The 26,974-nt window shown below is 68.2% G+C and carries 20 protein-coding genes; 8 read left to right on the top strand and 12 right to left on the bottom strand.

Annotated features, from left to right (window positions below; translation table 11 throughout):
• The 8 genes from nusA to RKE50_RS14015 all read left to right on the top strand — a co-directional run bounded on the left by nusA (position 1) and on the right by RKE50_RS14015 (position 11,954).
• A complete protein-coding gene (gene nusA / locus RKE50_RS14050; RefSeq protein ID WP_350037336.1) occupies positions 1-1,500 on the top strand; it encodes a transcription termination factor NusA in 1,500 nt (499 codons plus the stop codon).
• Positions 1,501-1,558: 58 nt separating this feature from the next.
• Positions 1,559-4,198: a translation initiation factor IF-2 gene (gene infB / locus RKE50_RS14045; protein ID WP_350037334.1), complete on the top strand. Its 2,640-nt coding sequence runs from the start codon at positions 1,559-1,561 to the stop codon at positions 4,196-4,198.
• A gap of 9 nt (positions 4,199-4,207) precedes the next feature.
• Positions 4,208-4,618 carry a 30S ribosome-binding factor RbfA gene (gene rbfA / locus RKE50_RS14040; RefSeq protein ID WP_350037332.1) on the top strand — a complete coding sequence of 137 codons (411 nt, stop codon included), beginning with the start codon at positions 4,208-4,210 and terminating at the stop codon, positions 4,616-4,618.
• A 1-nt stretch (position 4,619) separates the two neighbouring features.
• Positions 4,620-5,549, top strand: coding sequence for a tRNA pseudouridine(55) synthase TruB (truB, locus tag RKE50_RS14035; RefSeq protein WP_350037330.1), 930 nt, complete (start codon positions 4,620-4,622; stop codon positions 5,547-5,549).
• 99 nt (positions 5,550-5,648) lie between these two features.
• On the top strand, positions 5,649-5,918 hold the full coding sequence (gene rpsO, locus RKE50_RS14030; protein ID WP_350037328.1) for a 30S ribosomal protein S15: 270 nt from the start codon (positions 5,649-5,651) through the stop codon (positions 5,916-5,918).
• A gap of 58 nt (positions 5,919-5,976) precedes the next feature.
• Entirely contained in the window at positions 5,977-8,115 is a 2,139-nt protein-coding gene (pnp, locus tag RKE50_RS14025; protein WP_350037326.1) for a polyribonucleotide nucleotidyltransferase, read from the top strand.
• Positions 8,116-8,268: 153 nt separating this feature from the next.
• Positions 8,269-9,267, top strand: coding sequence for a tetratricopeptide repeat-containing glycosyltransferase family 2 protein (locus tag RKE50_RS14020; protein ID WP_350037324.1), 999 nt, complete (start codon positions 8,269-8,271; stop codon positions 9,265-9,267).
• A 233-nt stretch (positions 9,268-9,500) separates the two neighbouring features.
• Entirely contained in the window at positions 9,501-11,954 is a 2,454-nt protein-coding gene (locus RKE50_RS14015) for a TonB-dependent receptor (RefSeq protein WP_350037322.1), read from the top strand.
• Between the two features lie 28 nt (positions 11,955-11,982).
• On the opposite strand, the gene RKE50_RS14010 is transcribed toward RKE50_RS14015, so the two are convergent.
• The 12 genes from RKE50_RS14010 to dksA all read right to left on the bottom strand — a co-directional run bounded on the left by RKE50_RS14010 (position 11,983) and on the right by dksA (position 26,797).
• A complete protein-coding gene (locus RKE50_RS14010) occupies positions 11,983-13,593 on the bottom strand; it encodes a tetratricopeptide repeat-containing sulfotransferase family protein (protein WP_350037320.1) in 1,611 nt (536 codons plus the stop codon).
• 46 nt (positions 13,594-13,639) lie between these two features.
• Positions 13,640-15,571: an acetate--CoA ligase gene (gene acs / locus RKE50_RS14005; protein WP_350037319.1), complete on the bottom strand. Its 1,932-nt coding sequence runs from the start codon at positions 15,569-15,571 to the stop codon at positions 13,640-13,642.
• A 127-nt stretch (positions 15,572-15,698) separates the two neighbouring features.
• A complete protein-coding gene (gene panC / locus RKE50_RS14000; RefSeq protein WP_350037317.1) occupies positions 15,699-16,583 on the bottom strand; it encodes a pantoate--beta-alanine ligase in 885 nt (294 codons plus the stop codon).
• Positions 16,584-16,863: 280 nt separating this feature from the next.
• Complete coding sequence (gene panB, locus RKE50_RS13995) at positions 16,864-17,655, bottom strand: 3-methyl-2-oxobutanoate hydroxymethyltransferase (RefSeq protein WP_350037315.1); 792 nt, start codon at positions 17,653-17,655, stop codon at positions 16,864-16,866.
• A 16-nt stretch (positions 17,656-17,671) separates the two neighbouring features.
• Positions 17,672-18,355 (bottom strand): deoxynucleoside kinase, encoded by a 684-nt coding sequence (locus tag RKE50_RS13990; protein WP_350037313.1) that lies wholly within the window; start codon positions 18,353-18,355, stop codon positions 17,672-17,674.
• Entirely contained in the window at positions 18,339-18,869 is a 531-nt protein-coding gene (gene folK, locus RKE50_RS13985; protein WP_350037311.1) for a 2-amino-4-hydroxy-6-hydroxymethyldihydropteridine diphosphokinase, read from the bottom strand. Before folK ends, RKE50_RS13990 begins: the two co-directional genes overlap by 17 nt.
• A 31-nt stretch (positions 18,870-18,900) precedes the next feature.
• Positions 18,901-20,178, bottom strand: coding sequence for a polynucleotide adenylyltransferase PcnB (gene pcnB / locus RKE50_RS13980; protein WP_350037309.1), 1,278 nt, complete (start codon positions 20,176-20,178; stop codon positions 18,901-18,903).
• 449 nt (positions 20,179-20,627) lie between these two features.
• On the bottom strand, positions 20,628-22,040 hold the full coding sequence (locus tag RKE50_RS13975; protein WP_350037307.1) for a sigma-54-dependent transcriptional regulator: 1,413 nt from the start codon (positions 22,038-22,040) through the stop codon (positions 20,628-20,630).
• Between the two features lie 51 nt (positions 22,041-22,091).
• A complete protein-coding gene (locus tag RKE50_RS13970; protein ID WP_350037306.1) occupies positions 22,092-25,073 on the bottom strand; it encodes an ATP-binding protein in 2,982 nt (993 codons plus the stop codon).
• Positions 25,063-25,239 (bottom strand): hypothetical protein, encoded by a 177-nt coding sequence (locus RKE50_RS13965; RefSeq protein WP_350037304.1) that lies wholly within the window; start codon positions 25,237-25,239, stop codon positions 25,063-25,065. The genes RKE50_RS13970 and RKE50_RS13965 overlap by 11 nt, the downstream gene beginning before the upstream one ends.
• Positions 25,240-25,269: 30 nt before the next feature.
• Entirely contained in the window at positions 25,270-26,166 is an 897-nt protein-coding gene (gene gluQRS / locus RKE50_RS13960) for a tRNA glutamyl-Q(34) synthetase GluQRS (protein WP_350037301.1), read from the bottom strand.
• 22 nt (positions 26,167-26,188) lie between these two features.
• Positions 26,189-26,797 (bottom strand): RNA polymerase-binding protein DksA, encoded by a 609-nt coding sequence (gene dksA, locus RKE50_RS13955; RefSeq protein WP_350037299.1) that lies wholly within the window; start codon positions 26,795-26,797, stop codon positions 26,189-26,191.
• Positions 26,798-26,974: the final 177 nt, after the last annotated feature.

The following is a 26,974-nucleotide window of genomic DNA, read 5'->3' as shown; positions in this document are numbered from 1 at the left end:
ATGAACAAGGAAATCCTGATGGTCGCGGAAGCCGTCTCGAACGAGAAGGGCGTTTCCGAGGACATTATCTTCGAGGCGATCGAGCTGGCGCTGGCCACGGCCACCAAGAAGCGCTACGACGAGGACGCGGAGATTCACGTCAGTATCGACCGCGAGTCCGGCGACTACGAGACCGTGCGCCGCTGGCTCGTGGTGCCGGACGACGAGGTCGCCCTGCTCGGGACACAGTTCACCACGGAGGAGGCCGCCGAGAAAGATCCCGGCCTCAAGGTCGGCGACATCTACGAGGAGAAGGTCGAGAACGTCGAGTTCGGCCGCATCGCCGCGCAGACGGCCAAGCAGGTGATCGTGCAGCGCGTCCGCGACGCAGAGCGCGCCCAGGTCGTCGAGGAATACCAGGACCGGGTCGGCGAGCTGGTCGCCGGCTCCGTGAAGAAAGTGACCCGCGACAACATCATCGTCGACCTCGGCAACAACGCGGAAGGCCTGTTGCCCCGCGGTGAACTCGTGGGCCGCGAGACCTTCCGGGTCAATGACCGCGTGCGCGCCATCCTCACCGAGATCAGCACCGAGACCCGCGGCCCGCAGCTGATCCTGAGCCGCGCCTGCCCGGAGATGCTCATCGAGCTGTTCAAGATCGAGGTACCGGAGATCGCCGAGGGCGTTATCCAGATTCGCGCTGCGGCCCGGGATCCGGGTTCCCGCGCCAAGATTGCCGTGAAGACCAATGACCAGCGCATCGATCCCGTGGGTGCCTGTGTGGGCATGCGCGGCTCGCGCGTCCAGGCCGTGTCCAACGAGCTCGACAACGAGCGCGTCGATATCGTGCTCTGGGATGACAACGCCGCCCAGCTGGTGATTAATGCCATGTCGCCGGCGGAGGTGGAGTCCATCGTCGTCGACGAGGACGCCCACGCCATGGATGTGGCCGTGTCCGAGGATAACCTCGCCCAGGCCATCGGCCGCTCCGGCCAGAACGTGCGCCTGGCCAGCGAGCTCACCGGCTGGACCATCAACGTGATGAGCAACGAGGAAGCCGCGGAGAAGCACGAGGCCGAGGCCGGGCAGATCATCCAGACCTTCATGGACCAGCTCGACATCGACGAAGAGGTCGCGGAGATCCTCGTCGACGAGGGCTTCACGACGCTCGAAGAGGTGGCCTATGTCCCCCTCGACGAGATGCTTTCCATCGAAGGCTTCGACGAGGAGATCGCCGAGGAGCTGCGCGCCCGTGCCAAGGATGCGCTGCTGACGCTCGCGATCGCCTCCGAGGAGCAGCTCGGGGCAAACGACCCGGCCGAGGACCTGCTGACCATGGACGGCATGGACCGGCACCTCGCCTACCTCCTCGCCAGCCGCGGCATCGTCACCATGGAAGACCTTGCCGAGCAGGGCGTCGACGACCTGATGGATATCGAGAACATGACGGAAGAGCGCGCAGGCGAGTTGATCATGACCGCGCGCGCCCCCTGGTTTGCCGAAGAGGAAGCCCAGTCCTGAAGGCACTGGCCAGTACCACGGAAACTCAGGGAACCAGGGTAGCTAGGAGAGTATTTGCATGGCGCAGGTGACAGTAGAGCAGCTGGCGAAATCCGTAGGCGCATCGGTGGAGCGGCTCTTGACCCAGATGCGGGACGCCGGTCTGCCCCACAAGGACGCCGCGGAGCCGGTGTCCGATGAAGACAAGCAGACGCTTCTCGCCCACCTGAAGCGCAGCCACGGGGAATCCGCGGCGGCGCCGAAGCGTATCACCCTGAAGCGCAAGACCATGAGCACGCTGCGCACGGGCGGTTCTTCCGGCAAGAAGACGGTCAATGTCGAGGTTCGCAAGAAGCGCACCTACGTGAAGCGCGAGGAGCCCGAGGCGCCGGCCGAGGAAGCACTGGAGACGGCGGCCAGCGCCGAAGCCGAGCTGCCGGAAGCGGCCGCGGCGGAGGCTCCGGCAGCTGCAGCACCGGAGGCCCGCCCCGCCGAGGAAGTCCCCGCGCCGAAGGAGCCGGAATTCGAGCCCGTTCCCGAGGAAGAGGACGAGCCCGAAGACCTCGACCCGGAGGTGCTGCGCCAGCGCGCCGCCCTGCGCCGCAAGCAGAAAGAAGAGGAAGAGGCCGCAGCCCGCGCGGCAGCGATTGCTGCGCGCAAGGCCGAGGAAGAGCAGCGCCAGGCCGCCGAGGTGGCCGGGAAGGCGCGGGAAGAGGCGCCGAAGCGTCCCAAGCGCCTGCACGCTGCGCCGTCCGAACAGCCCCGCGATGAGCAGAAGCGCAAGAAGGGCCGTCTCGGCCGCAACGAACCGCTCGGCCGCGGCAAGCAGCGCGGGCACAACCTGTCCCTGTCCGACCTCGAGGCGGCAGAGGGTCGCGTGCGCCGTCGCGGTGGCCGCAAGAAGATGAAGGCCACTCACGAAGAGCACGGCCGTCACGGCTTCGAGATGCCGACGGAGAAGAAGATCTACGAGGTCGAGATTGCCGACATGATCTCCGTCGGCGGGCTCGCCGAGGCCATGGCGGTCAAGTCCGGCGTGGTGATCAAGGAACTCATGAAGCTCGGCGTCATGGCGACGATCAACCAGATGATCGATCGCGACACGGCGACGCTGGTGGTCGAGGAGCTCGGTCACAGGGTCAAGTACATCAGCGCAGACGCGCTGGAAGAGGATCTCACCGAGACCCTGTCCCAGCACGAGGGCACGCCGGAGCCGCGCGCGCCGGTGGTCACCGTCATGGGCCACGTCGATCACGGCAAGACGTCGCTGCTCGACTACATCCGCAAGGCCAAGGTGGCCTCCGGCGAAGCCGGTGGCATCACCCAGCACATCGGCGCCTACCACGTCGAGACGGGCCACGGCATGATCTCCTTCCTCGACACCCCGGGGCACGCGGCCTTTACCGCCATGCGGGCCCGCGGTGCGAAGAGCACGGACATCGTGATCCTCGTGGTCGCCGCTGATGACGGCGTCATGCCGCAGACCATCGAGGCGGTGCAGCACGCGCGGGCGGCGGGCGTACCGCTCATCGTCGCGGTGAACAAGATCGACAAGGAAGGGGCGGACCCGGACCGCGTCAAGAACGAGCTCTCGGCCCAGGAAGTGATCCCGGAGGAATGGGGCGGTGACACGCAGTTCGTCCACGTCTCCGCGATCACCGGGGACGGCATCGACGCACTGCTCGACGCCGTGCTCCTGCAGGCCGAGCTCCTGGAACTGACGGCGCCCAAGGATGTGCCTGCCCAGGGTATCGTCATCGAGTCGCGCCTCGACAAGGGCCGCGGCCCCGTCGCCTCCCTGCTCGTGCAGAGCGGTACGCTGCGCCAGGGCGAGATCGTTCTCGCGGGCCTTCAGTACGGCCGCGTCCGCGCCATGCTCGACGAGAACGGTGAGTCCATCGAGACCGCCGGTCCGAGTATCCCGGTGGAGATTCTCGGCCTGGACGGCACGCCCGACGCCGGCGACCAGTTCGCCGTGGTCGAGAACGAGAAGCAGGCCCGGGACCTCGCCGACTATCGCCAGGCGAAGATGCGCGAGAACAAGCTGCAGCGGCAGCAGGCGGCCAAGCTCGACAACATGTTCGAGAGCATGACCGCCGGCGAGAAGAAGACGCTCAACGTGGTGGTCAAGGCCGATGTGCGCGGTTCGCTGGAAGCGATCCAGGCCGCGCTCCTGGACCTCGGCAACGAAGAGGTGCAGGTGAACATCGTCAGCAGCGGCGTCGGCGGCATCGCCGAGACCGACGTTACCCTGGCCATTACCTCCAGTGCTGTGATCTTCGGCTTTAACGTCCGCGCCGACGCCGCGGCCCGGCGGCTGGTGGAGAACGAGGGCGTCGACCTGCGCTACTACAACGTCATCTACGACCTCATCGACGACGTCAAGCAGGCCCTGTCCGGCATGCTGGCGCCGGAGATGCGCGAGGAGATCGTCGGTATCGCCGAGGTGCGCGAGGTGTTCAACTCGCCGAAGCTCGGCCAGGTCGCCGGCTGCATGGTCACGGAAGGTACGGTCTACCGCAGCAAGCCGATCCGCGTGCTCCGCGACAACGTGGTCATCTACGAGGGTGAGCTCGAGTCCCTGCGCCGCTTCAAGGACGACGCCAACGAGGTCCGCAACGGCATGGAGTGCGGCATCGGCGTGAAGAACTACAACGACGTGCAGGTCGGGGACCAGATCGAGGTGTTCGAGGTCAAGGAGGTCGCCCGCTCCCTGTAGCGGCCCGCCATGGCACGAGAGTTCAGTCGTACCCAGCGGGTCGCCGATTACCTGCAGCGGGAGCTGGCGCTCCTGATCCAGCAGGAGGTCGACGACCCGCGCGTGGGTATGGTCAGCCTGACCGGTGTCGACGTGAGCCGGGACCTTGCGCACGCGAAGGTCTGGTTCACCCGCCTCGGCAGTGACAGCGCCGAGGAGGCGACGGAAGCCGCAGACGCGCTGAACGGCGCCGCCGGGTACCTGCGCACGCTGCTCTCCCAGGAGGCGACCATGCGCAGTGTCCCGCGGCTGCGCTTCGCCTTCGACAGCAGCGTTGGCCGCGGCCGCCACATGGAAGAATTGATCCGCGAGGCCGGCGAGCGCGACCGTGCTCTCGATGCCCGCCGCGAGCGCGACGACGCAGCGGACGGGGAGGGCTGAGGTGGCCCGCCGCCGGCACGGCCGCCCGATCAGCGGCATCCTGGTGCTCGACAAGCCGGCGGGGCTGTCTTCGAACCGGGCGCTGCAGCGGGCCAAGGGTCTGTACCGGGCCGCGAAGGCGGGCCACACGGGCAGCCTCGACCCCCTCGCCACGGGGGTGTTGCCGCTCTGCTTCGGCGAGGCGACCAAGGTGTCGCAGTATCTCCTGGAGGCGGACAAGGTCTACGAAAGCACCTTCGTCTTCGGTGTCAGCACCGACACCGGGGATGCCGAGGGCACGGAGACGGGGCGCGCCGATGCCGGCGCCCTCGACGCGGCCGCGGTGGAAGCGGCGCTTGCCGCGTTCCGCGGCGAGGTCGAGCAGGTCCCGTCCATGTACTCCGCCATCAAGCAGGGCGGCAGGCCGCTCTACGAGCTGGCGCGCCAGGGCGTGGAAGTGGAGCGCAAGGCGCGCCGGGTCACTATTTTCGCCTTCGAGCTGCAGGCCTTCCGCCAGGGCGAGCAGGCCGAGGCCGATGTGCGGGTGCACTGCAGCAAGGGCACCTACGTGCGCACCCTGGCGGAAGATCTCGGGGCAGCGCTCGGCTGCGGTGCGCACGTGTCGCGGCTGCGCCGGCTGCAGTCCGGCCCCTTCCGCATCGACGAGGCGGTTACCCTGGACGCGCTGCAGGCCCTCCGGGACGCCGGCGACGAGGCGGCGCTGGACGGGCTCCTGCTCCCGGCGGAGCGTGCCCTCGCGGACATGCCCCTGGTGACGCTCAGCGAATCGGCGGGTTTCTACCTGCGCCAGGGCCAGCCGGTGCTAGTGCCAAACGCGCCCTGTGATGGTATGGTGCGCGTCGCCGCAGAGAGCGGGGAACTGCTCGGTATCGGCGAGATATTGGACGACGGGCGCGTTGCGCCGCGTCGACTGATGGTCACCAGGCGGTGACACGAACCTGTCTGTAAATCTGCACGGACAGGCTCTTTACATGAATCGGCCACGCAGCGTAACGGGCGCGGCCTCGCAGGTTAACAAGAGGATGAACACATGGCATTGACTGCCGAGAAAAAAGCGGAAATCGTCAAGGACTACCAGCGCGTAGAGGGTGACACCGGTTCACCGGAAGTACAGGTGGCGCTGTTGACGGCCAATATCGAACAACTGCGCGACCACTTCTCGTCGCACAAGCAGGATCACCACTCTCGCCGCGGCCTCATTCGCATGGTCAACCAGCGCCGCAACCTGCTCGATTACCTCAAGCGCAAGGACGCCGCGCGCTACGCGGAACTGATCAAGCGCCTCGGCCTGCGCCGCTAGGCCAACCACACCGGGGCCCAGGGGCCCCGGTTGTCGTTTAAAGAATCGGAGAAAGATTGTGAATCCAGTAACCAAGACCTTCCAGTATGGCGGCCAGACCGTCATGCTGGAGACCGGGCGTATCGCCCGCCAGGCCACCGGTGCCGTGCTCGTGACCGTCGAGAACACGTCGGTGCTGTGCACCGTGGTCGCGGAAAAGAGCTCCAAGCCCGGCCAGCCGTTCTTCCCGCTGTCGGTCCACTACCAGGAGAAGACCTATGCCGTCGGCAAGATCCCGGGCGGCTTCTTCAAGCGCGAGGGCCGGCCCAGCGAGAAGGAAACGCTGACCTCCCGCCTCATCGACCGCCCGATCCGCCCGCTGTTCGCGGACGGCTTCATGAACGAGGTGCAGGTCGTGTGCACGGTGATGTCTGCCGACAAGCACATCGATCCGGACATCCCGGCAATGATCGGCACCTCCGCCGCCCTGGCGATCTCCGGCTGCCCCTTCAACGGTCCGATCGGGGCCGCCCGCGTGGGCTTCACGGAGCAGGACGGCTACCTGCTGAACCCGGCCTACGCGCAGCTCGCCGACAGCAAGCTGGACATGGTCGTCGCCGGTACGAAGGACGCCGTGCTCATGGTCGAGTCTCAGGCTGACCAGCTCACGGAAGACCAGATGCTGGGTGCTGTCCTCTACGCGCACCAGGAAATGCAGGCCGTGGTCCAGGCCGTGAACGAGCTCGCCGCGGAAGCCGGCAAGCCGCGCTGGGACTGGCAGGCCCCCGCCGTCGACGCGGAACTCGTTGCCGCGGTCGAGGGCCAGGTCAAGGACGCGCTCGGCGAGGCCTACCGCATCACCGAGAAGGCCGCCCGCTACGAGCGCGTCGGCGAGATCCGCCAGGCCTGCGTCGAGGCGCTGGCGGTCGAAGGCGGCCCGAGCGAGGAAGAGGTCAAGGACGTGTTCAAGAGCGTCGAGAAGCAGCTCGTGCGCAAGCGCATCCTCGACGGCGAGGCCCGCATCGACGGCCGCGACAACCGCACGGTGCGCCCCATCGCCTGCGAGATCGACGTGCTGCCGAAGGCCCACGGCTCGGCCCTGTTCACGCGCGGTGAGACCCAGGCGATCGGTGCCGTCACCCTCGGCTCCACCCGCGACGCGCAGATCATCGACGCCCTCGAGGGCGAGCGCCGCGACCCGTTCATGCTGCACTACAACTTCCCGCCCTACTCGGTCGGCGAAGCGGGCCGTATCGGCTTTACCGGCCGCCGCGAAGTCGGCCACGGCCGCCTGGCCCGCCGTGGTCTCGCCGCGGTGCTGCCCGGCGAAGAGGAGTTTCCCTACACCGTTCGCGTGGTCTCCGAGATCACCGAGTCCAACGGCTCCAGCTCCATGGCGTCCGTCTGCGTCGGCTCCATGGCGCTCATGGCTGCGGGCGTGCCCCTGAAGGCGCCGGTGGCCGGTATCGCCATGGGCCTGGTCAAGGACGGCAACCAGTTCGCGGTGCTGACCGATATCCTCGGTGACGAGGATCACCTCGGCGATATGGATTTCAAGGTGGCCGGTACCGCCGAGGGCGTGACCGCCCTGCAAATGGACATCAAGATCGAGGGCATCAACGAGCAGATCATGGAAATCGCCCTGGAACAGGCGCTGCAGGCTCGTCTGCACATCCTCGGCCAGATGAACCAGGTCATCGCCGAGGCCCGCGAGGTCACCTCCGAGAACGCGCCGAGCATGGTCACGCTCAAGGTCGACGCGGACAAGATCCGCGACATCATCGGCAAGGGCGGCGCCACGATCCGCGGTATCACCGAGGCCTCCGGCGCGACGGTGGATATCGACGACGACGGCACGGTGCGCATCTTCGGCCAGGACCAGGCGGCGCGCGACGCGGCCGTGGCCATGGTCGAGGAGATCACGGCCGAGGCGGAGATCGGCGCGATCTACGAGGGCCGGGTGGCCCGCATCGTCGACTTCGGGGCTTTCGTCAACATCCTTCCGGGCAAGGATGGCCTGGTGCACATCTCGCAGATCGCGAATGAGCGCGTCGAGAATGTCGCCGACTACCTGACCGAAGGTGAGGAAGTCCGCGTGAAGGTCCTCGACGTAGACCAGCGTGGCCGCATCAAGCTGTCCATCAAGGAACTCCTCGACGAGGAAATCGAAGAGGAAGCCACCGAGGCGCAGGCCCCGGTGGACGAGGCCACGGAGTAAGGCCCCGGAACCTGACGGAAAAGGGCGCTTCGGCGCCCTTTTTTTCTGGTTCCTCTCACCATTCCCGGCACCGTGCCAACACCCTGCCGGGAAACGGTCCGCTTTCCCGGGTGACTTTGCTAAGGTTGGCGCGCGTTTCCTGTCGAGGTGCCCATGGCGACCCTTTCCCTGTGCATGATCGTTCGCGACGAGGCCTGGATTCTCGAGGAATGCCTGGCGTCGGCACGGCCGCAGGTGGACGAGCTGGTGGTGGTGGATACGGGGTCCGTGGACGGCAGCCGGGAGATCGCGGCGGCCCATGCCGACCGGCTGCTGGACTTCGCCTGGTCCGACGACTTCTCGGCGGCGCGCAACCACGGGCTGGAGGCGGCCGGTGGAGACTGGATTCTCGTCCTGGACGCCGACGAACGGATCGCGGAAGCCGATTACCCGCGGCTGCGGGCAGCCATGGCCGAGGAGGCCTTCGACGGCTTCTACCTGCCCCAGCACAACTACGGTGACGACCAGGCGGCCAGGGGCTGGCGCCCGGCGGGCGAGCATGCGCCGCTTGCCCGCGGCTACAGCGGGTACACGGTCAACCCGATTCTGCGGTTATTCCGCCGGCACGAGGCGATCCGCTACCAGGGGCGCATTCACGAGATCGTCGACGGCACCATTGCCGAGGCACGTCGCGGCGAACTCGCGGTGCCCCTGCATCACTACTGCAATGCCAACACGGAGCGACCGCGCAGGGTACGCGGCGAGCGCTACCAGGCCCTGCTCGAGCGCGAGCTGGCGGCGGGCGCCGATGGGCGCCTCTACGGCCTCGCGGCTGCCGGCGCGTTGAACGTCACGGGGGACTATCGCCGGGCCCGGGACTATTTCCTGCGCGCCGCGGAGCTGGGCTACGAGCCGCAGCGCAGTCTCGAGGGGGCGGCGGAGGCGAGCTACCGCGAGGGCGACGTCGGTGCGGCGAACGATCTCTACCAGCACCTCTACCGCGACGGCTACCGGACGCCGTCCCTGTGCCTCAACCTGGCCAACCTGGCTGTGCGTCGCGGCGATCGCGCAGCCGCCCTGGGCCTGCTGCGGGAGTGCCTGTCGCTCGGCGGCCTGGGGCCTGACATCAACGCCTTGATCGAGCGGAATATCGTGCATCTCGCCGGGGCATAGGGTGCATGTGCGCGCACCGTGGTGGTGCGCGCGTCGCCGATGCCGCCGCGGGCGCTGCGTCTTCACGCGCCACCGGCAGCACCGCGCCGCGGGCGCCAATTGGTGTGAACCTTGCTTGGGTATTATTTCCTATTGCCTGTATCCGGTCCGGCAGGAAAATGGCAGCCAGAACCCACCTGACGGATCAATAACGATCAATGGGGCGGCAACCGATGTCCAAGAGGGGAAGAACCATGCAACGCAACCAGTCCGCACACCCGCGCTCCCGACTGTCCCGGGCGGTCGCCCTGGCCTCCCTGCCCCTGGTGGGGGCGGGTGCCGGCGGCGCGTCGGCCCAGGAAGGGGCCCGTCTCGAGGAGGTGGTCGTTACCGCTTCCCGCCGGACCTCCACGGTCCAGGACATTCCGATCAACATCTCCGCCGTGAGCGCAGAGAAGATCGAGAAGTATCGCCTCACGGGCATCAACGAGATCGCGCGCTACGTGCCCGGCCTCACGGTCATCGACCGCGGTGCCCGGGACGAGGTGCCGGATATCCTGGTCCGCGGCCTCAACACCTCGCAGCTTGGCCCGGGCTACACCAGTGACACGGTGGCCACCTACTTCGGCGACATCCCGCTGCCCCTCGACATCCGCCCGGTGGACCTCGAGCGGGTGGAGGTGCTCATCGGGCCGCAGGGCACCCTCTACGGCCAGGGCACCATGGGTGGCGCCATCCGCTACCTGCCGAACCGCGCCGACCCGGAGGCTTTCGGCGTCGACCTTCGCGGCACGCTGAGCCAGAACTTCGAAAGCGACGACATGTACAACGATGTCGGCGTGACGCTGAACCTGCCCATCATCCGCGACAGCCTGGCCCTGCGTGTCAACCTCGACCGCGTGGACGACCCCGGCTTCATCGACTACGACTTCGTCGTGCGCGAGGCCGGTGTCTCCGATCCGGAGCCCGACTTCTCCAACCCGGACGAGGTGAACGCGAACCTGCGCAGCTTCGATGACGCGAACGGCGAGGATACGCTGGCTGCCCGCGCCAACCTGCGCTGGCTGCCCACGGACTGGCTGGATGTGAACCTCTGGTGGCTGTACCAGGACACGGAGGCCGAGGGCCGTCAGATCAACCACAAGCAGGCCTTCGGTACCGGTGACTACGTTTCCGCCTACCGCTACCTCGAGCCGAACGACTACACCAACGAGCTGTACAGCCTGGAGGTGAAAGCCGATCTCGGCTTTGCGGAGGCGACCTTCATCTACGGAGAGACCGAGTACGAGGAAGAGGGCCAGCGCGACCAGACCGACCTGCTGCTCAACTTCGAGTACGGCTACGAGGCCTTCCCCACCTTCTCCTCCTTCACCCGGGAGGTCGTCGACGAGGAGACCGAGACCATCGAGATCCGCCTCGTGTCCACCTACGAAGGCCCCCTGTCCTGGGTGCTGGGTTATTTCAACAACGAGGTAGAGAGCTTCAGCGAGAGCCGCGAGTTCACCCCGGGCTTCGACCAGTTCGCGGTCGACAACTTCGGCGGTGTGCAGCTTCGCCCCGACAGCCTCGAATACATCTCCCAGGGCTTCGACACCGAGAAGGAAGAGGCGTGGTACGGCGAGATCTCCTACCGCTTCTTTGATCGCCTCGAGCTGACCTTCGGCTACCGCGACTATACCTTCGAGGTGGACAATCGCTCGGGCTTCGGCCTGCCGCTGCTGGAGACCGTGTTCTTCGGCGAGGACCCGACGGCGATCAACATCGACTTCGGCGAAAACGTCGGCGATGACAACGGCGACCTGATCAAGCTGAACGCCGCCTTCGACATCGACGACGACAACATGATCTACGCCACCTATTCCGAGGGTTACCGCAACGGCGGTGTCAACGCCGTGCCGGCCTGCCCCCCGGACGTCAACGAGAGCGACACGCAGAACCTCTGCGCGCTCCCCGACGAGGTGTTCATTTCCCCGGACCAGATCGAGAACTACGAGATCGGCTACAAGGGCCTGCTCCTGGACGGCCGCATGTCCCTGAATGCCGCGCTGTTCTACATCGACTGGACGGACCTGCAGGTCGACACGGTAACCACCTTCGGCCAGCTGCCGATCGTCGGCAACGGCTCCGCCGCCGAGAGCCAGGGCCTGGAGCTCCAGGGCAACTGGCTGATCAACGAGAACTGGGAAGTGCAGCTCAGCTACGCCTACACGGACGCGGAGCTGGTCGAGGACGCGCCGGGCCTGGTGGACGACTTCACCGGCACCGAGGGCGCGCGTCTGCCCGGCCACGCCGAGCACCAGGGCACCTTCAACGTGACCTATAACACGATGGTCCTGGACGGCATCGACCTCGCCATCAATTACGGCATCGTCTTCTCCAGTGATGTCTACAACATTACCGGCGGCGACGAGACCGGCGCGCTAATCGACCCGGCGACCGGCGAGGCGGCGGACTTCGGCGGCGAGGCGATCCCCGAGTGGGACGTGCACCACCTGGCGATGACGTTCAGCAAGGACCAGTGGTCCCTGCAGGCCTTCGTCGATAACCTCTGGGACGAGTACTACGTGACCGGTACGCGGAACACGCGCCGCTTCCTGCAGAACGGCGTCGGTCCGGGCACGCAGATCGGCGGCTTCACGGTGCGCTCCTACGGCAATTTCGTCGGCGCACCGCGCACGGCGGGCATCCGCGCTAGCTACAGCTTCTGACCGTCGCGCAAGCCGCGGCCGCCGGCGCTCAGGCGCCGGCGGCCGGTGGCAGCACCCCGGCCTCGGCGAGGATCGCCGTCGCCGGGGCCAGTTCCTTCTCGTAGCGCCGCCAGCGCGCCAGCGCATCCCGGTACAGGGGCTTGCGCACTTGCAGGGCGCTCGGCGTCGCCACTCCCCCCGCGTTCTGGTGGAACGCCAGGCAGAGCGGTTCCCAGGGCAGATCCAGGTAGGTAAGCAGCGAACGCACCTCGCTTTCCGGGTCCGCGACCAGTGCCTCGTAGTGCAGGCTGTGCACGCGGTCGCCGTAGAGTGACTGCCAGTGCCCCATCAGCCGCTCGAAAGCCGCGACGTAGTGCGCCGTGCTCTCGAGGTCGTAGTGGTAGTCGTAGTAGGAATAGTCCACGGCGAACAGCTGCCGGTAGTTGCTGAGGCAGGTGTCCCGCGGGTCGCGGCGCAGGAGGACGATGCGCGCCCCCGGCAGGCTGCGCAGGATGAAGCCGACGTAGAGTGCGTTCAGGGGCATCTTGTCGAGGAGGTACTGCCCCGGCGCCGCCGTGCCCTCCAGCCTCGCCGCGGTGCTTTCCAGGTAGTGTGCCGCGGCGGCCCCGGCCGGCGCCGCGAGGGCGGCACTGACCACGGCCGGGTCGAGGACGGCGCCGCTACCGCCGGTACCGGCGCTGCGCCGCACCGCGTGGGCGAGGTCCTGGATCTCACCCAGGCTGGTGACCGCTTCATGGCTGCTGAGGATGCGCTCGACGAGTGTCGTCCCGGTGCGCGGCATGCCGACCACGAAGAGCGGGTTTGCCCTGTCCCCGCTGCGGGACCGTCGCTCGCGGTCGCGTTCGCGGAAGCTTTCCCGCAGCGCGGTGAACAGCGCCGCGTCCCGCGCCCGGCCTTCCAGCGCCTTTGCCCGGCGCCCGGCCTTGCCTTTTTCCAGCGCCCTGAAGGCGGCGGCGTGATCGCCGCGGAGCTCGTGTTCCCGCGCCAGCGCGTGGCCGAGGTAGAGGGCGTCCTCGGCGGAAAGATCGGTGCGTTCGGCCTGGGCCGTGAGCACGGGCAGGTCGCCGGCAGCGTCACCGGTCTTGCGCAGTTCGGACAGGGCCCACCAGGCCCGGGCAAAGGCCGGGCGGAGGGCGAGGGCGGTGCGGTAGTGGGTCTCCGCGGCCTCGGCATGGCCGAGGAACTGCTCGGCGGCGGCGAGGTTGAAGCGGTACTGGGCGTTGTCCGGTGCCAGGCGCACCGCCTCGGCGAGCGCGCCCCGGGCCTCCTCGTAGCGGGCCAGGCGGGATAGCACCACGCCGGCAGTATCGAAGCCGAGAGCATTCGCGGGCCCCGCGGCGAGAGCGCTTCGGGCGGCCGCCAGGGCGTCGGCGTTCCGGTTCAGCCGCGACAGGAGCCGTGCCTGCTGCGCGAGGTACTCCGCGTTGCCGCCGTCGAGTTCCAGGGCCCGGGCGCGAAGCCCCTGGGCCCGGGGCAGGTCGCCGGCCGCCTCGGCAACCACGGAGAGCAGGAACCAGGCATCGGCGAAATCCTGCTGCTGGGAGAGGATCGCCTTGCAGCAGGCGGCCAGGGGAGCATATTCGCCCCGGTTCAGGTGGCGCTGGGCGCGCCGGTGCAGTGCCTGGACGGATTCCGCCATGGGCGCAGTCTACCCGCTCCCGGCGGTGCCGTCTGTTGCCCGCGGCTCAGCCCGGACGGTTCTCCACCAGGCTGTCGACGACCGACGGGTCGGCGAGGGTGCTGGTATCGCCGAGGCTCTCGAGCTCGTTCTCGGCGATCTTGCGCAGGATGCGCCGCATGATCTTGCCCGAGCGCGTCTTCGGCAGCCCCGGCGCCCACTGGATGATGTCCGGCTTGGCAATGGGTCCGATCTCCTGCACGCACAGGGCGATGAGCTCGGCCTTGAGTTGCTCGTCCGGCTCCACGCCCTGCATGGGCGTCACGTAGCAGTAGATGCCCTGGCCCTTGATATCGTGCGGGAAACCGACCACGGCCGCCTCGGCGATCTTGTCGTGCAGCACCAGGGCACTCTCCACCTCGGCGGTACCCATGCGGTGCCCGGAGACGTTGAGCACATCGTCGACGCGGCCGGTGATCCAGTAGTAGCCGTCCTGGTCACGGCTCGCACCGTCGCCGGTGAAGTAGTAGCCCGGGTAGTGGCTGAAGTAGGTATCCACCATGCGCTGGTGATCGCCGTAGACGCTGCGGATCTGGCTGGGCCAGGAGCGCTTGACGACGAGGTAGCCGGCGCCGGGACCCTCGATCTCGCTGCCGTCCTCGGCCAGCAGGGCGAGTTCTACGCCGAAGAAGGGAAAGGTGGCGGAGCCGGGCTTGAGGGCCGTGGCGCCGGGGAGCGGCGTGATCATGTGCGCCCCGGTCTCCGTCTGCCACCAGGTATCGACGATCGGACAGCGCCCGTCACCGACCACGTTGAAGTACCACTCCCAGGCCTCCGGGTTGATCGGCTCGCCGACGGTGCCGAGGACGCGCAGGGTCTCCCGGGAAGCCCGCTTTACCGGCTCGTCGCCCACCGCCTGCAGGGCGCGGAGCGCCGTCGGCGCGGTATAGAACGTGTTCACCTTGTGCTTGTCGACCACCTCCCAGCAGCGGCCCGCATCGGGATAGGTCGGCACCCCCTCGAAGACCAGGGAAATGGCGCCGTTGGCGAGGGGCCCGTAGACGATATAGGTGTGGCCGGTGACCCAGCCGACGTCCGCCGTGCACCAGTACACCTCGCCCTCGCGGTAGTCGAACACGTACTTGAAGCTCATGGCCGCCTGCAGCAGGTAGCCGCCGGTCGTGTGCAGTACGCCCTTCGGCTTGCCGGTCGAGCCGGAGGTATAGAGGATGAAGAGCGGGTCCTCGGCGTCCATGGGCTCCGGTTCGCACTCGGCCGGCGCGGCTTCCACCAGCTCGTGGTACCAGGCGTCGCGCTCGCCGTTCCACTCGATGTCGCCGCCGGTGCGGCGGGCGACGATGCAGCTGTGCACCCCGGGGCATTCGGCGAGGGCCTTGTCGGCGTTGGCCTTGAGCGGTACGCGCTTGCCGCCGCGCAAGCCCTCGTCGGCGGTGATGAGGGCGCAGCAATCCGCGTCGAGGATGCGGTCCTTGAGCGCCTCCGGCGAGAAGCCACCGAAGACCACCGAGTGAACGGCGCCGATGCGCGCGCAGGCCAGCATGGCATAGGCGGCCTCGGGGATCATCGGCATGTAGATGCAGACCCGGTCACCCTTGCCGACGCCGCGCGCCTTGAGGGCATTCGCCAGCCGGCAGACGGCCTCCTTGAGCTCGGCGTAGGTGATGGTTTTCGAGTCTGCCGGGTCGTCGCCCTCCCAGAGCAGCGCGGCCTGGTCGGCGCGTGCGGGCAGGTGCCGGTCTATGCAGTTCTGGCTGACGTTCAGCTTGCCGCCGCGGAACCAGCTGGCTTCACCGCGGTGGAAGTCGTAGCTGCAGACTTCTTCCCAGGGGGCCATCCAGTCGAGGAAGGTCTCGGCCTGCTCGCTCCAGAACGCGTCCGGCTCCTCGAGGGAGCGGCAATACAGCTCGGCGTAGCGCGCCGCATCGACGTGGGCATCGGCAAAGTTATCGGGTACCGGGTGGACAGGGAATTCGGACATTGGCGGGCCTCCGTTCCTTCGGACAGTGTTCCCTGATGGTAGTCCTGCGCCCGCGGAGAGCAAGGCGACCATGGTCTAGGGGGGGCTCCACGGAGGGATCGCCGGGGCCGGCGCGCCCCCCGGGCCGTCAGGGCGTGGCGAGCATGCCCCAGTCGGTTGCGGGGTTCAGGCTCAGCCGCAGGTTGTCGATGAGGCGCGTCCGGCCCAGGCGGGCGGCGGCGAGGATGGCGATTTCCTCCGTGTCCTCCGTGACCTTGCGCAGCGTGCGCGCGTCGCGGATGGCAAAGTAATCGGGCTCGAAGCCCGCCTGCAGGAGGCGCATGCGCGCGTGGGACTCGAGCTGCAGGAAGTTGTCGAAGCCGCAGGCGATGGCATCGCGGCAGCTCGCGAGGGTCTCGTGCAGCAGGGGCGCGATGCGCCGTTCCGTGGCGGACAGGTAGCCGTTGCGGGAACTCAGCGCGAGGCCGTCCACGTCGCGCACCGTCGGCACGCCGACGACAGTCACGGGCAGGCAGAGGTCCGCCACCATCTTGCGCACGATGGACAGCTGCTGGAAGTCCTTTTCACCGAAGATGGCCAGGTCCGGCTGGACGATGTTGAACAGCTTGGCGACGATCGTGGCCACGCCGTTGAAGTGGCCGGGGCGGCTGCTGCCGCAGAGGGTCTCGGACAGGTCCGGCACCAGCACCTGGGTGTGGCGCTCGAGCCCTTCCGGGTAGATGTCGGCGGCCTCCGGCGTGTAGAGGAACTTGACGCCTTCGGCGAAGAGCTTTTCCTTGTCGGCCGCCAGCGTCCGCGGGTAGGCGTCGAGGTCTTCACCGGCGCCGAACTGCAGCGGGTTGACGAAGATGCTGACGACGACGATGTCGGCCAGTTCATGCGCCCGGCGCACCAGCTGCAGGTGGCCGTCGTGGAGATTGCCCATGGTGGGCACGAAGGCGATGCGCTGCCCCCGCTGCTTGCACTCGGCGAGCTGCGCCCGCAGCCGCTGCCGGTCACCGGTTGTCTTCATGACGTACGCCCCCGCTTGCGGTCAGGGTGGAGCCGCTGCCATGCGCGGCGCCTGTCTATACGTTACTCTACGCGGGGCTGACGCGGCCCCGTGAAGGGAGACCGAGTATGCCCCATGGTCCTGGGGGCAGCAACAAAAGTGTCACGCAACAACACACCTTTTTGTTACGAAAGGAATCACTTGTAGCGCGATCTGGTTATATACACCCACTCGAAGTGAGTGTTTACTACTGCCGGACGCCCGGGAGCAGAGGCCGGACAGGCAGACGACGGCCTGCGGCCTAGGCGTAGGTATGCGTGTCGGCCGGGAAATCGCCGGCTTTCACGGCCGCCACGAAGGCGGCCAGCGCATCCTGTACGCTGCCCGTATCGGCCATGAAGTTGCGCACGAAGCGGGGTACCCGGGGGCTGAGGCCCAACAGATCGTGCAGGACGAGGACCTGGGCGTCGGTACCGGCGCCGGCGCCGATGCCGATCACGGGGATGTCGAGCTTGCTGCTGATGTCGGCCGCCAGCGGGGCGGGCACGCACTCGAGCACGAGCAGCGCGGCACCCGCGTCCTGGATCTCGACCGCGTCGGCGAGAATGGACTTGGCTTCCTTCGGCGTGCGCCCCTGGACCTTGAAACCGCCGAAGGCATTCACCGACTGCGGGGTGAGACCCAGGTGCGCGCAGACCGGGATGCCGCGCTCGACGAGCGCGCTGATCGTATCGGAGAGCCAGACGCCCCCCTCCATCTTCACCATCTGCGCGCCGGCCTGCATCAGCGCCGTGGCGCTGTCCATGGCGGTTTCCGGCCGGTCGTAGCTCATGAACGGGAGGTCGGCGATGACCAGCGCGTCGCCGCCGGCCCGCGCCACGCAAGCGGTGTGGTAGGCCATGTCGTCCACGGTCACGGGGATGGTGCTGTCGTGCCCCTGCAGCACCATGCCGAGGGAGTCACCGACCAGGATCGTCTCCGCCCCCGCTTCATTGACGAGGCGGGCGAAGGTGGCGTCATAGGCGGTGATGCAGACGAACTTCTCTCCCGCCGCCTTCATCCTGTCGAGGGTGCTGATGGTGATCTTGCCCATGGACCTGCCTGAAACCCTAGCCGAAAAAGGTGGGATTGAAGTAGTGGCGCCCGCTGCGCACGTCGAGAAGGTAGTCGACGAGCTGGCCGTAGTCGCGCTCTCCCTGGACCAGGTCGATGGCGCTGGCGTTGACGATCAGCAGCGGCGCGCCATCGTAATACAGGAAAAATTCGCTGTACACTTCGTTCAGCTGCTCGAGATAGGCCCGGTCGATGTTGCGCTCGTGGGCGATGCCGCGCTGCTCGATACGCGTGAGAAGCACGTCCGGCGAGGCCTGCAGGTAGATCACCAGGTCCGGCACGGGCGCATCGATGGTGAGCTGGCGGTAGACCTTTTCGTAGAGCTGGTACTCGTCCGGGTCGAGGTTGATGCGGGCGAAGAGCGGGTCCTTCTCGATGAGAAAATCCGCCACGCGCACCGGCTGGAAGATATCCGACTGGCGCAGGTCCTGGATTTTCTGGGCGCGCTGGAAGAGAAAGAACAGCTGCGTGGCCAGCGCGGCCTGCTTGCGGTTCTGGTAGAAGCGTTCGAGGAACGGGTTTTCCTCGGCGTCCTCGAGCATCACCTGGTAGTTGAAGGTGTCGGCGAGGCGGCGCGCGAGGGTGGTCTTGCCGACGCCGATCGGGCCCTCCACGGCGATGTAACCGGGGGGTGTGCGCCCCTTGAGGTCCAGGCTCAGTACCTCATTCGTTGCCGTCAATCTCGCCTCCCCCTGCCACTGGCCCGAGCCCCTCAGCCTGGCGCACCGGGGCGGGCCCGGGGCAGGCGCGTTTCAATGTACCAATATCCTCGCCCCATGGCAGCCGGAAATCCTCGCCGCAGAGGTCCGCCAGGGGCCAGAGCACGAAGGCCCGGCTGGCGATGCCGGGGTGCGGCACTGTCAACCGGGGCAGGTCCAGCTGCCGGCTGCCGTAGAGGAGCAGGTCGAGGTCGAGGGTCCGCGGGCCCCAGCGCCGGCCGCGGACGCGCCCGGCGGCTGCCTCGATGCGCTGCAGGGCGTCCAGGAGGTCGAGGGGTGCCAGGGAGGTGTCCAGCGCGGCTACCGCGTTGAGGAAGTCCGGCTGGTCCTGCGGCCCCAGCGGAGTGCTGCGGTAGAGCGGGGAGAGCGGCCCGGGGCGACAGCCGGGGAGGGCGGCCAGAGCCCGCGCCGCGCCGCGCAACTGCTGCAGCGGATCGCCCAGGTTCGCGCCGAGGCCGATGTAGCAGCGCAGCATAGCCGGTCTCAGGTGCGCGGGGAGCAGGCCACTAGCCGCGACTGCGGCGGCGCCGTCCGCCCCGGCGGCCGCGCTTGCCGCCGGCGGGTTCCTCGGCCGCGACCTCCTCCACGCGCGCCCCGGGATCGAGTTCCTGGAAGCGGGTCCACCACTCGCCGACGCCGCCGGTTTCCTCGCCGGCGGCCTCGCGCAGCAGGAGGAAGTCGTAGGCGGCGCGGAACCGGCGCTGCTCCGGCAGCTCCGCGGCGCGCTTGCCCCGCGGGTTCTCCAGGCGGTGCTGCAGCTCCCAGATCTCCCGCATGGGCTGGCTGAAGCGCTTGGGTATCGCGACGCGGTGGCAGGCCTCGGCGATCACCTGCTGTGCCGCGCTGTGCATGGCCGGTACCGGCGGCTCTCCGCGGTCGCGCAGCTGCTCGGCGCGCAGGCTGGCAGCCGGCCAGAGGAGCGCGGCGAGAATGAAGGCCGGCGTGACCGGCCGGTCTTCGGCGACGCGGCGGTCGGTGCTGGCCATGGCGGCGGCCATCAGTTCCGCGGCGCGCACGTCCCGCGCCATGTGGTGCTCGGCTTCCGGGAACAGGTGTTCCAGCAGGTGGTGCCGGCGCAGGAGCTTGAGGGTGGCAGCGCCGTGGCCGGCGAGGAACAGCTTCAGGATCTCGTCGAAGAGGCGGGCCGCGGGGATGGCGTCGAGGAGGCCGGCCGCTTCCTTGATGGCCGCGGCGGTGTGCTGCTCGATCCTGAAGCCCAGCTTGGCGGCGAAGCGCACCACGCGCAGCATGCGCACCGGGTCTTCCCGGTAGCGCTCGTGCGGGTCGCCGATGATGCGTACCAGCCGGGCCTGCAGGTCGGCGAGGCCGCCCACCTGGTCATGCACCGCGAAGTCACCGGACGAGTAATAGAGCGCATTGATCGTGAGATCGCGGCGTACGGCGTCCTCTTCCAGGGTGCCGTACACGTTGTCGCGCAGCAGCACGCCGCTCTCGCCGCGGCGTGCCTCGCCTTCGCCATCGGCGTCGTGGTGGCCGCGGAAGGTCGTGACCTCGATGATCTCGCGCCCGAAGCGCACGTGCACGATGCGGAAGCGACGGCCGATGATCCGCGAATTGCGGAACAGCCCGTGTATCTCCTCCGGTGTGGCGTCGGTGGCCACGTCGAAATCCTTGGGGTGTCCGCCGAGGAGCAGGTCGCGCACGGCCCCGCCCACGAGATAGGCCTGGAAATCCTGGCTGCGGAGCCGGGCCATGACCTTGAGCGCGTTGGGGCTGATGTTTTTGCGGGAAATGCAGTGCTGGTCCCGGGGAATGACCTTCAAGCGCGGGCATCTCTCGTTGTGGAAAGGCGAGATGGTAGCACAGCCTCCCGGGAATCCGGGGAGATCGGGGGAGATCCCTCCCCCGCACAGGTCCACCCCGGGACAGTTATTCTTATGCGGGCAATTATTCTTAGCGGGCGCAGCCGGGCGGATGTTGCCAGTGCCCGGGCGGGTGGCATAAATGAACGACGGGGAAGCGTGCTTCCCCATCCAGGTCCATTTTTTTTCTTGCGCTTATTCTTATTACTGCTGAATTATTTTTATTGTCGAGCGCCCGTAAGGTTGCAGTGCGCGTGCCAGAAAAATAAAAACTCAATTAAAACAAAAAGATAAGGTTTCAGGTGGGGTGCCTAGTAACGGCCCCGGAGGCCGGTTTGTTACCTTCGGCTACTGTCAATTGTTACAGGCGTTCGGCTGGGTAACGCCCCCGTCGTCGCCGGGGCGCGGGCTCAGGAGGCGGCCTTCTTCCCGCGCGGGGCGCTCTTCTTGCGGGGAATGTCGAAGCGCTGGCGTCGCTCCCAGAGGCACTTGCGGCTGATACCGAGCTTCTGGGCCAGTTCGGTTTCGCTCATGGAGTCCTGGTGCTCGATCACGAAGCGCTGGAAGTAGTCCTCCAGGGACAGGTCTTCCTGGGGGTCCGAGGTGCTGTGGCTCGTCTGCCGTTTCTTCGGGCCGCCGATGCGCTCGCCGCGGAGGCGGCTGATGTTCACCAGCTCGAGGTCGATACCGAGGGTCTCGTTGTCGATCTCGTCACCCTCGGTGAGGATCACGGCGCGCTCGATCGCGTGCTCGAGTTCGCGCACGTTGCCTGGCCACTGGTAGGTCGTGATGGCCTGGATTGCCCGCGGTGACAGGGTCATGGTGCCGCGGCCGAAGCGCTCGACCTGGCGCGCGAGGAGCGTCTCGGCGAGGTAGAGGATGTCCTTGCCGCGGTCGCGGAGCGCGGGCAGGCTGAGGCGCAGCACGTTGATCCGGTAGAACAGGTCCTGGCGGAAGCGGCCCTCGGCGGCGAGGGTCTGCAGGTCCCGGTGGGTGGCACAGATCAGCCGGACGTTCACCTTGCGCGAGTGCACCGAACCGATGCGGCGGATCTCGCCCTCCTGGATGAAGCGCAGCAGGCGCGCCTGCGCTTCCATGGGCAGCTCGCCGATCTCGTCGAGGAAGAGCGTGCCGCCGTCAGCGGCCTCGATCAGACCCATGCGGTTGGTGTTGGCCCCGGTAAAGGCACCTTTCTCGTAGCCGAACAGCTCGGACTCGATCAGCGTCTCGGGAATGGCCGCGCAGTTCACGCACACCAGTGCCTCGCCGGCGCGGCGGCTCTGGCGGTGGATGGCGCGGGCGACTAGCTCTTTCCCGGTCCCGGTCTCACCGAGCACCAGGACCGTCGAGTCCGTGGGAGCGAACTTGGTAACGTGCTCCAGCAGCCGCTGCATGGCGGGACAGTCCCCCACGATCGCCGGGCCGTCTTCGCTGTCCCCGGCCGCGGCCTCTGCCTCGGCGCTCTCCTGGCGGGGGTGCTCGCTGATGATGCGCTTCACGGCATTCAGCATGTCGCCATGGTCGAAGGGCTTGGCGATGTAGTCCACGGCGCCCATGCGCATGGAATCCACGGCGGAGCGCAGGCTGGCGTAGCTGGTCATGATCAGCACCGGCACCTTGCCCGCCTTGCGGATCAGGTCCGTACCCGGTGCGCCGGGGAGGCGCAGGTCGCTGATGATGAGGTCGAACTCACCGAGGGTGTGGTTGCCTTCGGCCTCGGCCACCGAGCCGGCCTCGGCCACCGCGTAGCCGGAGCGCTCCAGCAAGCGGCGGAGGGCGGTACGAATGACCGTTTCATCCTCGACGACGAGAATCTGCTGCATCGCGTGACCCGTTATCCGACGAGCCCCACAACATACCTTCCCGGGGGCGAATTATCCAGCCGCAGCGCCCGCGCTTTCACCGGCAAGCCCGGTAAAGGCCGGGTCATAGCAGGCCGCGCGCAGCGCCAGGGTGACCCGGGTACCGCTCGCACCCGCCGTCGGCCCGGGGCTCTCGATGCGCACACTGCCGCCCATGTCCTCGAGGATGCTGTAGACCAGGGGCAGTCCCAGGCCCGTGCCCTTGCCCGGGTCCTTGGTGGTGAAAAAGGGCTCGAAGACCCGCGGCAGCAACTCCGGCGCGATGCCGTGGCCGCAGTCGTCGACGTGGACCTCCACCGGCCCGCTTTCGCCGGTGGCGGCGCTGACCGTGACCGCGGCGCCGTCAGCGGAGGCGTCCCGCGCGTTGCCGAGGAGGTTGATGAAGACCTGCAGCAGGCGCTGGCAATCGGCGAGTACCAGCGTGTCCCGGGGGCAGTCGTTGACGAAGCTGACCGGGCGCGCGTCGCGGTCCAGGGAGAGCAGGCTGATCGCCTCGTCGACGCAGTCGGCGAGGTTGCAGGGCTCGACCCGGGTATCTCCGGCCCCGGAACCCAGGTGGGAGAAATTCACCAGCGACTCGACGATGCGGCTGATGCGGCCCGTTTGCGTGAGGATGTCGTCCGCGGTCTCGCGAACCTCCGCCGGGTCGCAGGACGCCGCCAGGTTCTGTGCCAGGCAGGCGATGCCGGTGATCGGGTTGCCGATCTCGTGGGCCACGCCGGCAGCGAGGCGGCCGATGGAAGCGAGACGCTCGTTGTGAAGAACCTCGTCCTGCAGCAGCTGGTAGTCGGTAATGTCCTCCACCAGCAGCAGCCGGTCCGCGTCCTCCGTGGGTGCGCTGCAGTGCAGCGTGATCCAGCGCGGCGCCGCCGGGCCGCTGCCGGGGAGCTCGCGCTTGAGCAGGCTGTTCGGCTCCGCCTCCAGGGCCTCGGCGAAAACCGCCTGCCAGGCCCCGGGCAGCGCCGTCCAGCGTGCGCCGATGGCCTCCCCGGCCGGAATCCCGGTCAGGTCTGCGAGGCTCTGGTTCCAGAGCAGCACCTCGCCGTCCACGCCCAGGGAGCACAGGCCCACGGGGAGCGCCTCGAGGGTCTGCCGGTAGTGGCGGCGCAGGTAGTCGAGATCGGCGGCGAGCCCCGTGAAGCGCCCGGCGGCCTTCTCCAGCCGCTGCTCGAGGAGGGTGAAGTCGCCGGCCTCGCCGGGGTAGCTCTTGCCATAGGGCAGGCAGCGGTCGACGATCTCCAGCGCCAGGGCCGGCCCGAGCATGCCGGACAGGTTGGCCTCGATGCGGCTGCGCAGGTGACGCAGCGCATAGGGTCGGCTCTCGCCCCGGTCGAAGCGCAGCTCCCGGAGCGCCCGGTCCACTTCCGTGCGCGCCGTGTCCTCGCCGAGCCCCCGGGCGAGGGCCGGGACGAAATCCGCGGCGGCATTGACGGGCAGCGTGCGCCGGTGCGGGCGGCTGCCGGAGTCCATGGAGCAGATCTCCGCGGCCACGGTCTCCTCCCGGGAGCGGCGGGTCAGGAGGGAGCCGACGATAAAGGCCGCGCAGTTGGCGAGCAGGGCGAGCGTGCAGCGCAGGGCCCAATCGTCGCTGTGGCTCGCGATGATGCCGGCGGTGTTGTTCGACAGCACCGGCAGTACCAGCGCCAGGAACCAGATCGCCAGCCCCAGCGCGAGACCCGCCAGCAGGCCGATGCGATTGGCGCGCGGCCAGTAGGGCGTTGCGATCACCGCCGGCAGGAACTGCAGCGTCCCGCTGAAGGCCAGGAAGCCCAGCTCCGGCAGCGACTGCCCGTTGCCGAGGAAGGCAAAGAACGCGTAGCCGCCGAGGATGAGCGCCGTGATCAGGCTTCGGCGCAGCCACTTCAGTTGCCGGTAGAGGCCGCTGTCCCCGGCGGCTCGCAGCAGCCGGTTCGGCAGCACGAGGTAGTTGAGGCACATGTTGGCAAGCGCCAGGGTGGCGACCACGATAACCGCGCTGGCGGCGGAGAGGCCGGCGACGAAGGCCACGCCGCTCACCCAGGGCGCGCCGAGGGCCGCGCCGAGGCCGAGGCCTGCGAACGAGGCGGGAAAGGTGCTGCCCGCGGCGACGGCGCCCCAGGTCACCGGCAGCACCGGCAGCGCCAGCAGCAGCAGGTAGAGGGGCAGGCCCCAGCTCGCCGCGCGCAGGTGCCGGCTGTCGCTGTTCTCGGCGAAGGCCATGTGAAAGACGTGCGGCATGCAAACGGCACCGGCGAAGAAAAGGAGCAGCAGCAGGCGGGCGGCGCCCGCGGGCAGCGGCGCATCGCCGCCGAGGGAGGCGTGATGCGCGAGGAGCCAGCGTTCCAGCCCGTCGAAGCCGTCGAAAACCTCGCCCACGGCGACGGCCATGAGCAGCGTCAGGGCGCCCAGCTTGACCAGGGACTCGAAGGCGATGGCGGCCACCAGCCCCGGGTTGCGGTTGGGATTGGCGGCGTTGCGGGTGCCGAAGAGGATCGTGAACACCGTGATGATCACGCAGAAGAGCAGCGCCAGGCCATCGCGGGGGCCCCCGCCCGGCAGCAGGTCGAGGCCGCCGCCGGCGAGGTGATGAATGCTGTCGGCGACGGTGCGGATCTGCAGGGCCAGCAGCGGCAGCAGCGTGGCGCACATCGCCAGGGTGACGGCCGCGCCGACCCAGGGGCTGCGGAAGCGGAAGGCCAGCAGGTCAGCGAGCGAAGCCAGCTGGTGTACCCGGCACAGGCGCAGGAGCGGGCGCAGCAGGAGCACCGCGAGGAGGAACATGAGCGCGATGCCGAGGTAGTAGAGAAGGTAGTGATGGCCGTAGAGCGCCGCGAGCGTGAACACGCCGTTGCTGGCCATGCCGCCGCCGATGACGCCCAGGGACAGCACGTAGGTGGCCGGGTGCTCCACGACCCGCCTCGGGATCGCGCCCCGGTCGCCGAAGTAGCCCACCAGGAACAGGACGCTCAGGTAGGCGACGATGGCGAGGAGAACCTGGTCCGGGCTAAAGCTCATCGAAGTCCCGGCGGCGCTGGTTCCAGTACACACCCGCGATTACCGCGGCCCCGACGATGAAGGGACGGTACCAGTGCACCGGGTCCGCGAACATCCAGCGTTCGATGCCCGGGAACAGGATGACGGTGAGGGCGACGGCGAGCAGCAGGCCGCGATCGAGGTACATGGCGATGAGTCCCGGTGGCCTGCGGCGAGTCTACGAGATGCCCGGGGGGGGGTAAAGGCGATCACCCGGCAGTGCTGCCTTCCCGGCGAGCGCCGCCGGCGCCCAGTGCCGCACCGCGTGCTCGAGCAGGGCCGAGGGTGTAGCCGCCGTGGCGGGCGCCGGCGGCTGCGCCAGCAGTTCCAGGGCGCGGCGCAGGTTGGCGCCGGCGCAGCCGTCGTCCAGGGGCGGCGCGTGGTTCTGCTTGCTCAATTTGCGGCCGTCGCTGCCGAGGAGCACGGGGCAGTGTGCGTAGCGGGGAGAGCGGTAGCCGAGACAGGCCTGCAGGTAGCGCTGCCGCGGCGTTACCGACAGCAGGTCGGCGCCGCGGACCACGTCGGTGATGCCCTGGGCGTGGTCGTCCACGACCACGGCGAGCTGGTAGGCGTAGAGGCCGTCGCGGCGGCGGACGACGAAGTCCTCCGGCAGTGCCGTGGCGGCGACGGGGCCCTGGAAGCGGTCCTCGAAGGCGGTCGGCCAGGCCGGGTCCACCCGCACGCGCAGGGCCGCGGGCCCCTCGCCCTCGCCGCCGCAGCGGCCCCCGCAGGCGCCATCCGGGCCGAGTACGCGTCGCGGGCAGTAGCAGCGGCGCAACAGCCCCTTGCGCTCGAGGGCCTCGAGCGCCTCGTCGTAGGCACCACTGCGGGTGTGCTGGTAGCAGACGGGCCCGTCCCAGTGCAGGCGGTGGGCACGGAGGCTGTCGATGATTGCTCGGCTCGCGCCCGCCTGTTCCCGGGGCGGGTCGATGTCTTCCACGCGCAGCAGCCAGCGGCCGCCGTGAGCGCGGGCGTCCAGGTAACTGGCCAGGGCGGCCAGCAGGGAGCCGAAATGGAGGGGTCCCGTGGGGGAGGGGGCGAAGCGCCCGCAGTAGCTGCCGGCGCTCCGGGTCATGCCGGGGTGCAGGCGGGCCGGATCAGCCCAGCTCCTGCCGCTCCTTGATCTCGGCCAGGGTCTTGCAGTCGATGCACAGCGTGGCCGTGGGGCGCGCCTCGAGGCGCTTGATGCCGATCTCGATGCCGCAGGCGTCGCAGAAGCCGTAGTCTTCCTGCTCCAGGCGCTCGATGGTCGAGTCGATCTTCTTGATCAGCTTGCGCTCGCGGTCCCGGGTGCGCAGTTCCAGGCTGAACTCCTCCTCCTGCGTAGCGCGATCGGCCGGGTCCGGGAAGTTGGCGGCCTCGTCCTTCATGTGCGTGACGGTCCGGTCCACTTCCTGCATCAGCTCGCCTTTCCACTTCAGGAGGATGTTCTTGAAGTGGTCCAGCTGCGCGTCGCTCATGTACTCCTCGCCGCGCTTGGGCTTGTACGGCTCGAAGTTCTTGAACTGGCTGTTCGCGGAGGTTACGGCCTGGGCCTTTGCCTTTGCGGCAGCCTTGCTCTTCGCCGGCGCCTTGCTCTTGGCCGGGGCCCTGCTCTTCGCGGGCGCCTTCGCCTTTGCAGCTGCCTTGCTCTTGGCAGAGGCTTTCGCCTTGGCGGCTGACTTCTTGCTGGCTGCGGGCTTCTTTGGGGCGGTCTTGGTCGGCATGGTCTGTCCCATCGACGTGATGACGAGGTCGCTGGCGATCCCCTCGCGGCGGAGGGCCAGCGCCGAAGCGCGCAGAAGCTACCAGATATCGAGGGGCCGTTCCAGCAAAAAAATGGTTGTTCGCGGATTGCCGGCGCGACTGGCAGATAGACGCCGCACTCTCCCCGCAAGAGCGGC

Origin of the sequence: Pseudohaliea sp. (assembly GCF_040217025.1) — a bacterium.
Lineage (GTDB): Bacteria > Pseudomonadota > Gammaproteobacteria > Pseudomonadales > Halieaceae > Pseudohaliea.
The sequence above is the reverse complement of the archived record's forward strand: the minus strand, read 5'-3'. Positions and strand labels throughout refer to the sequence as shown.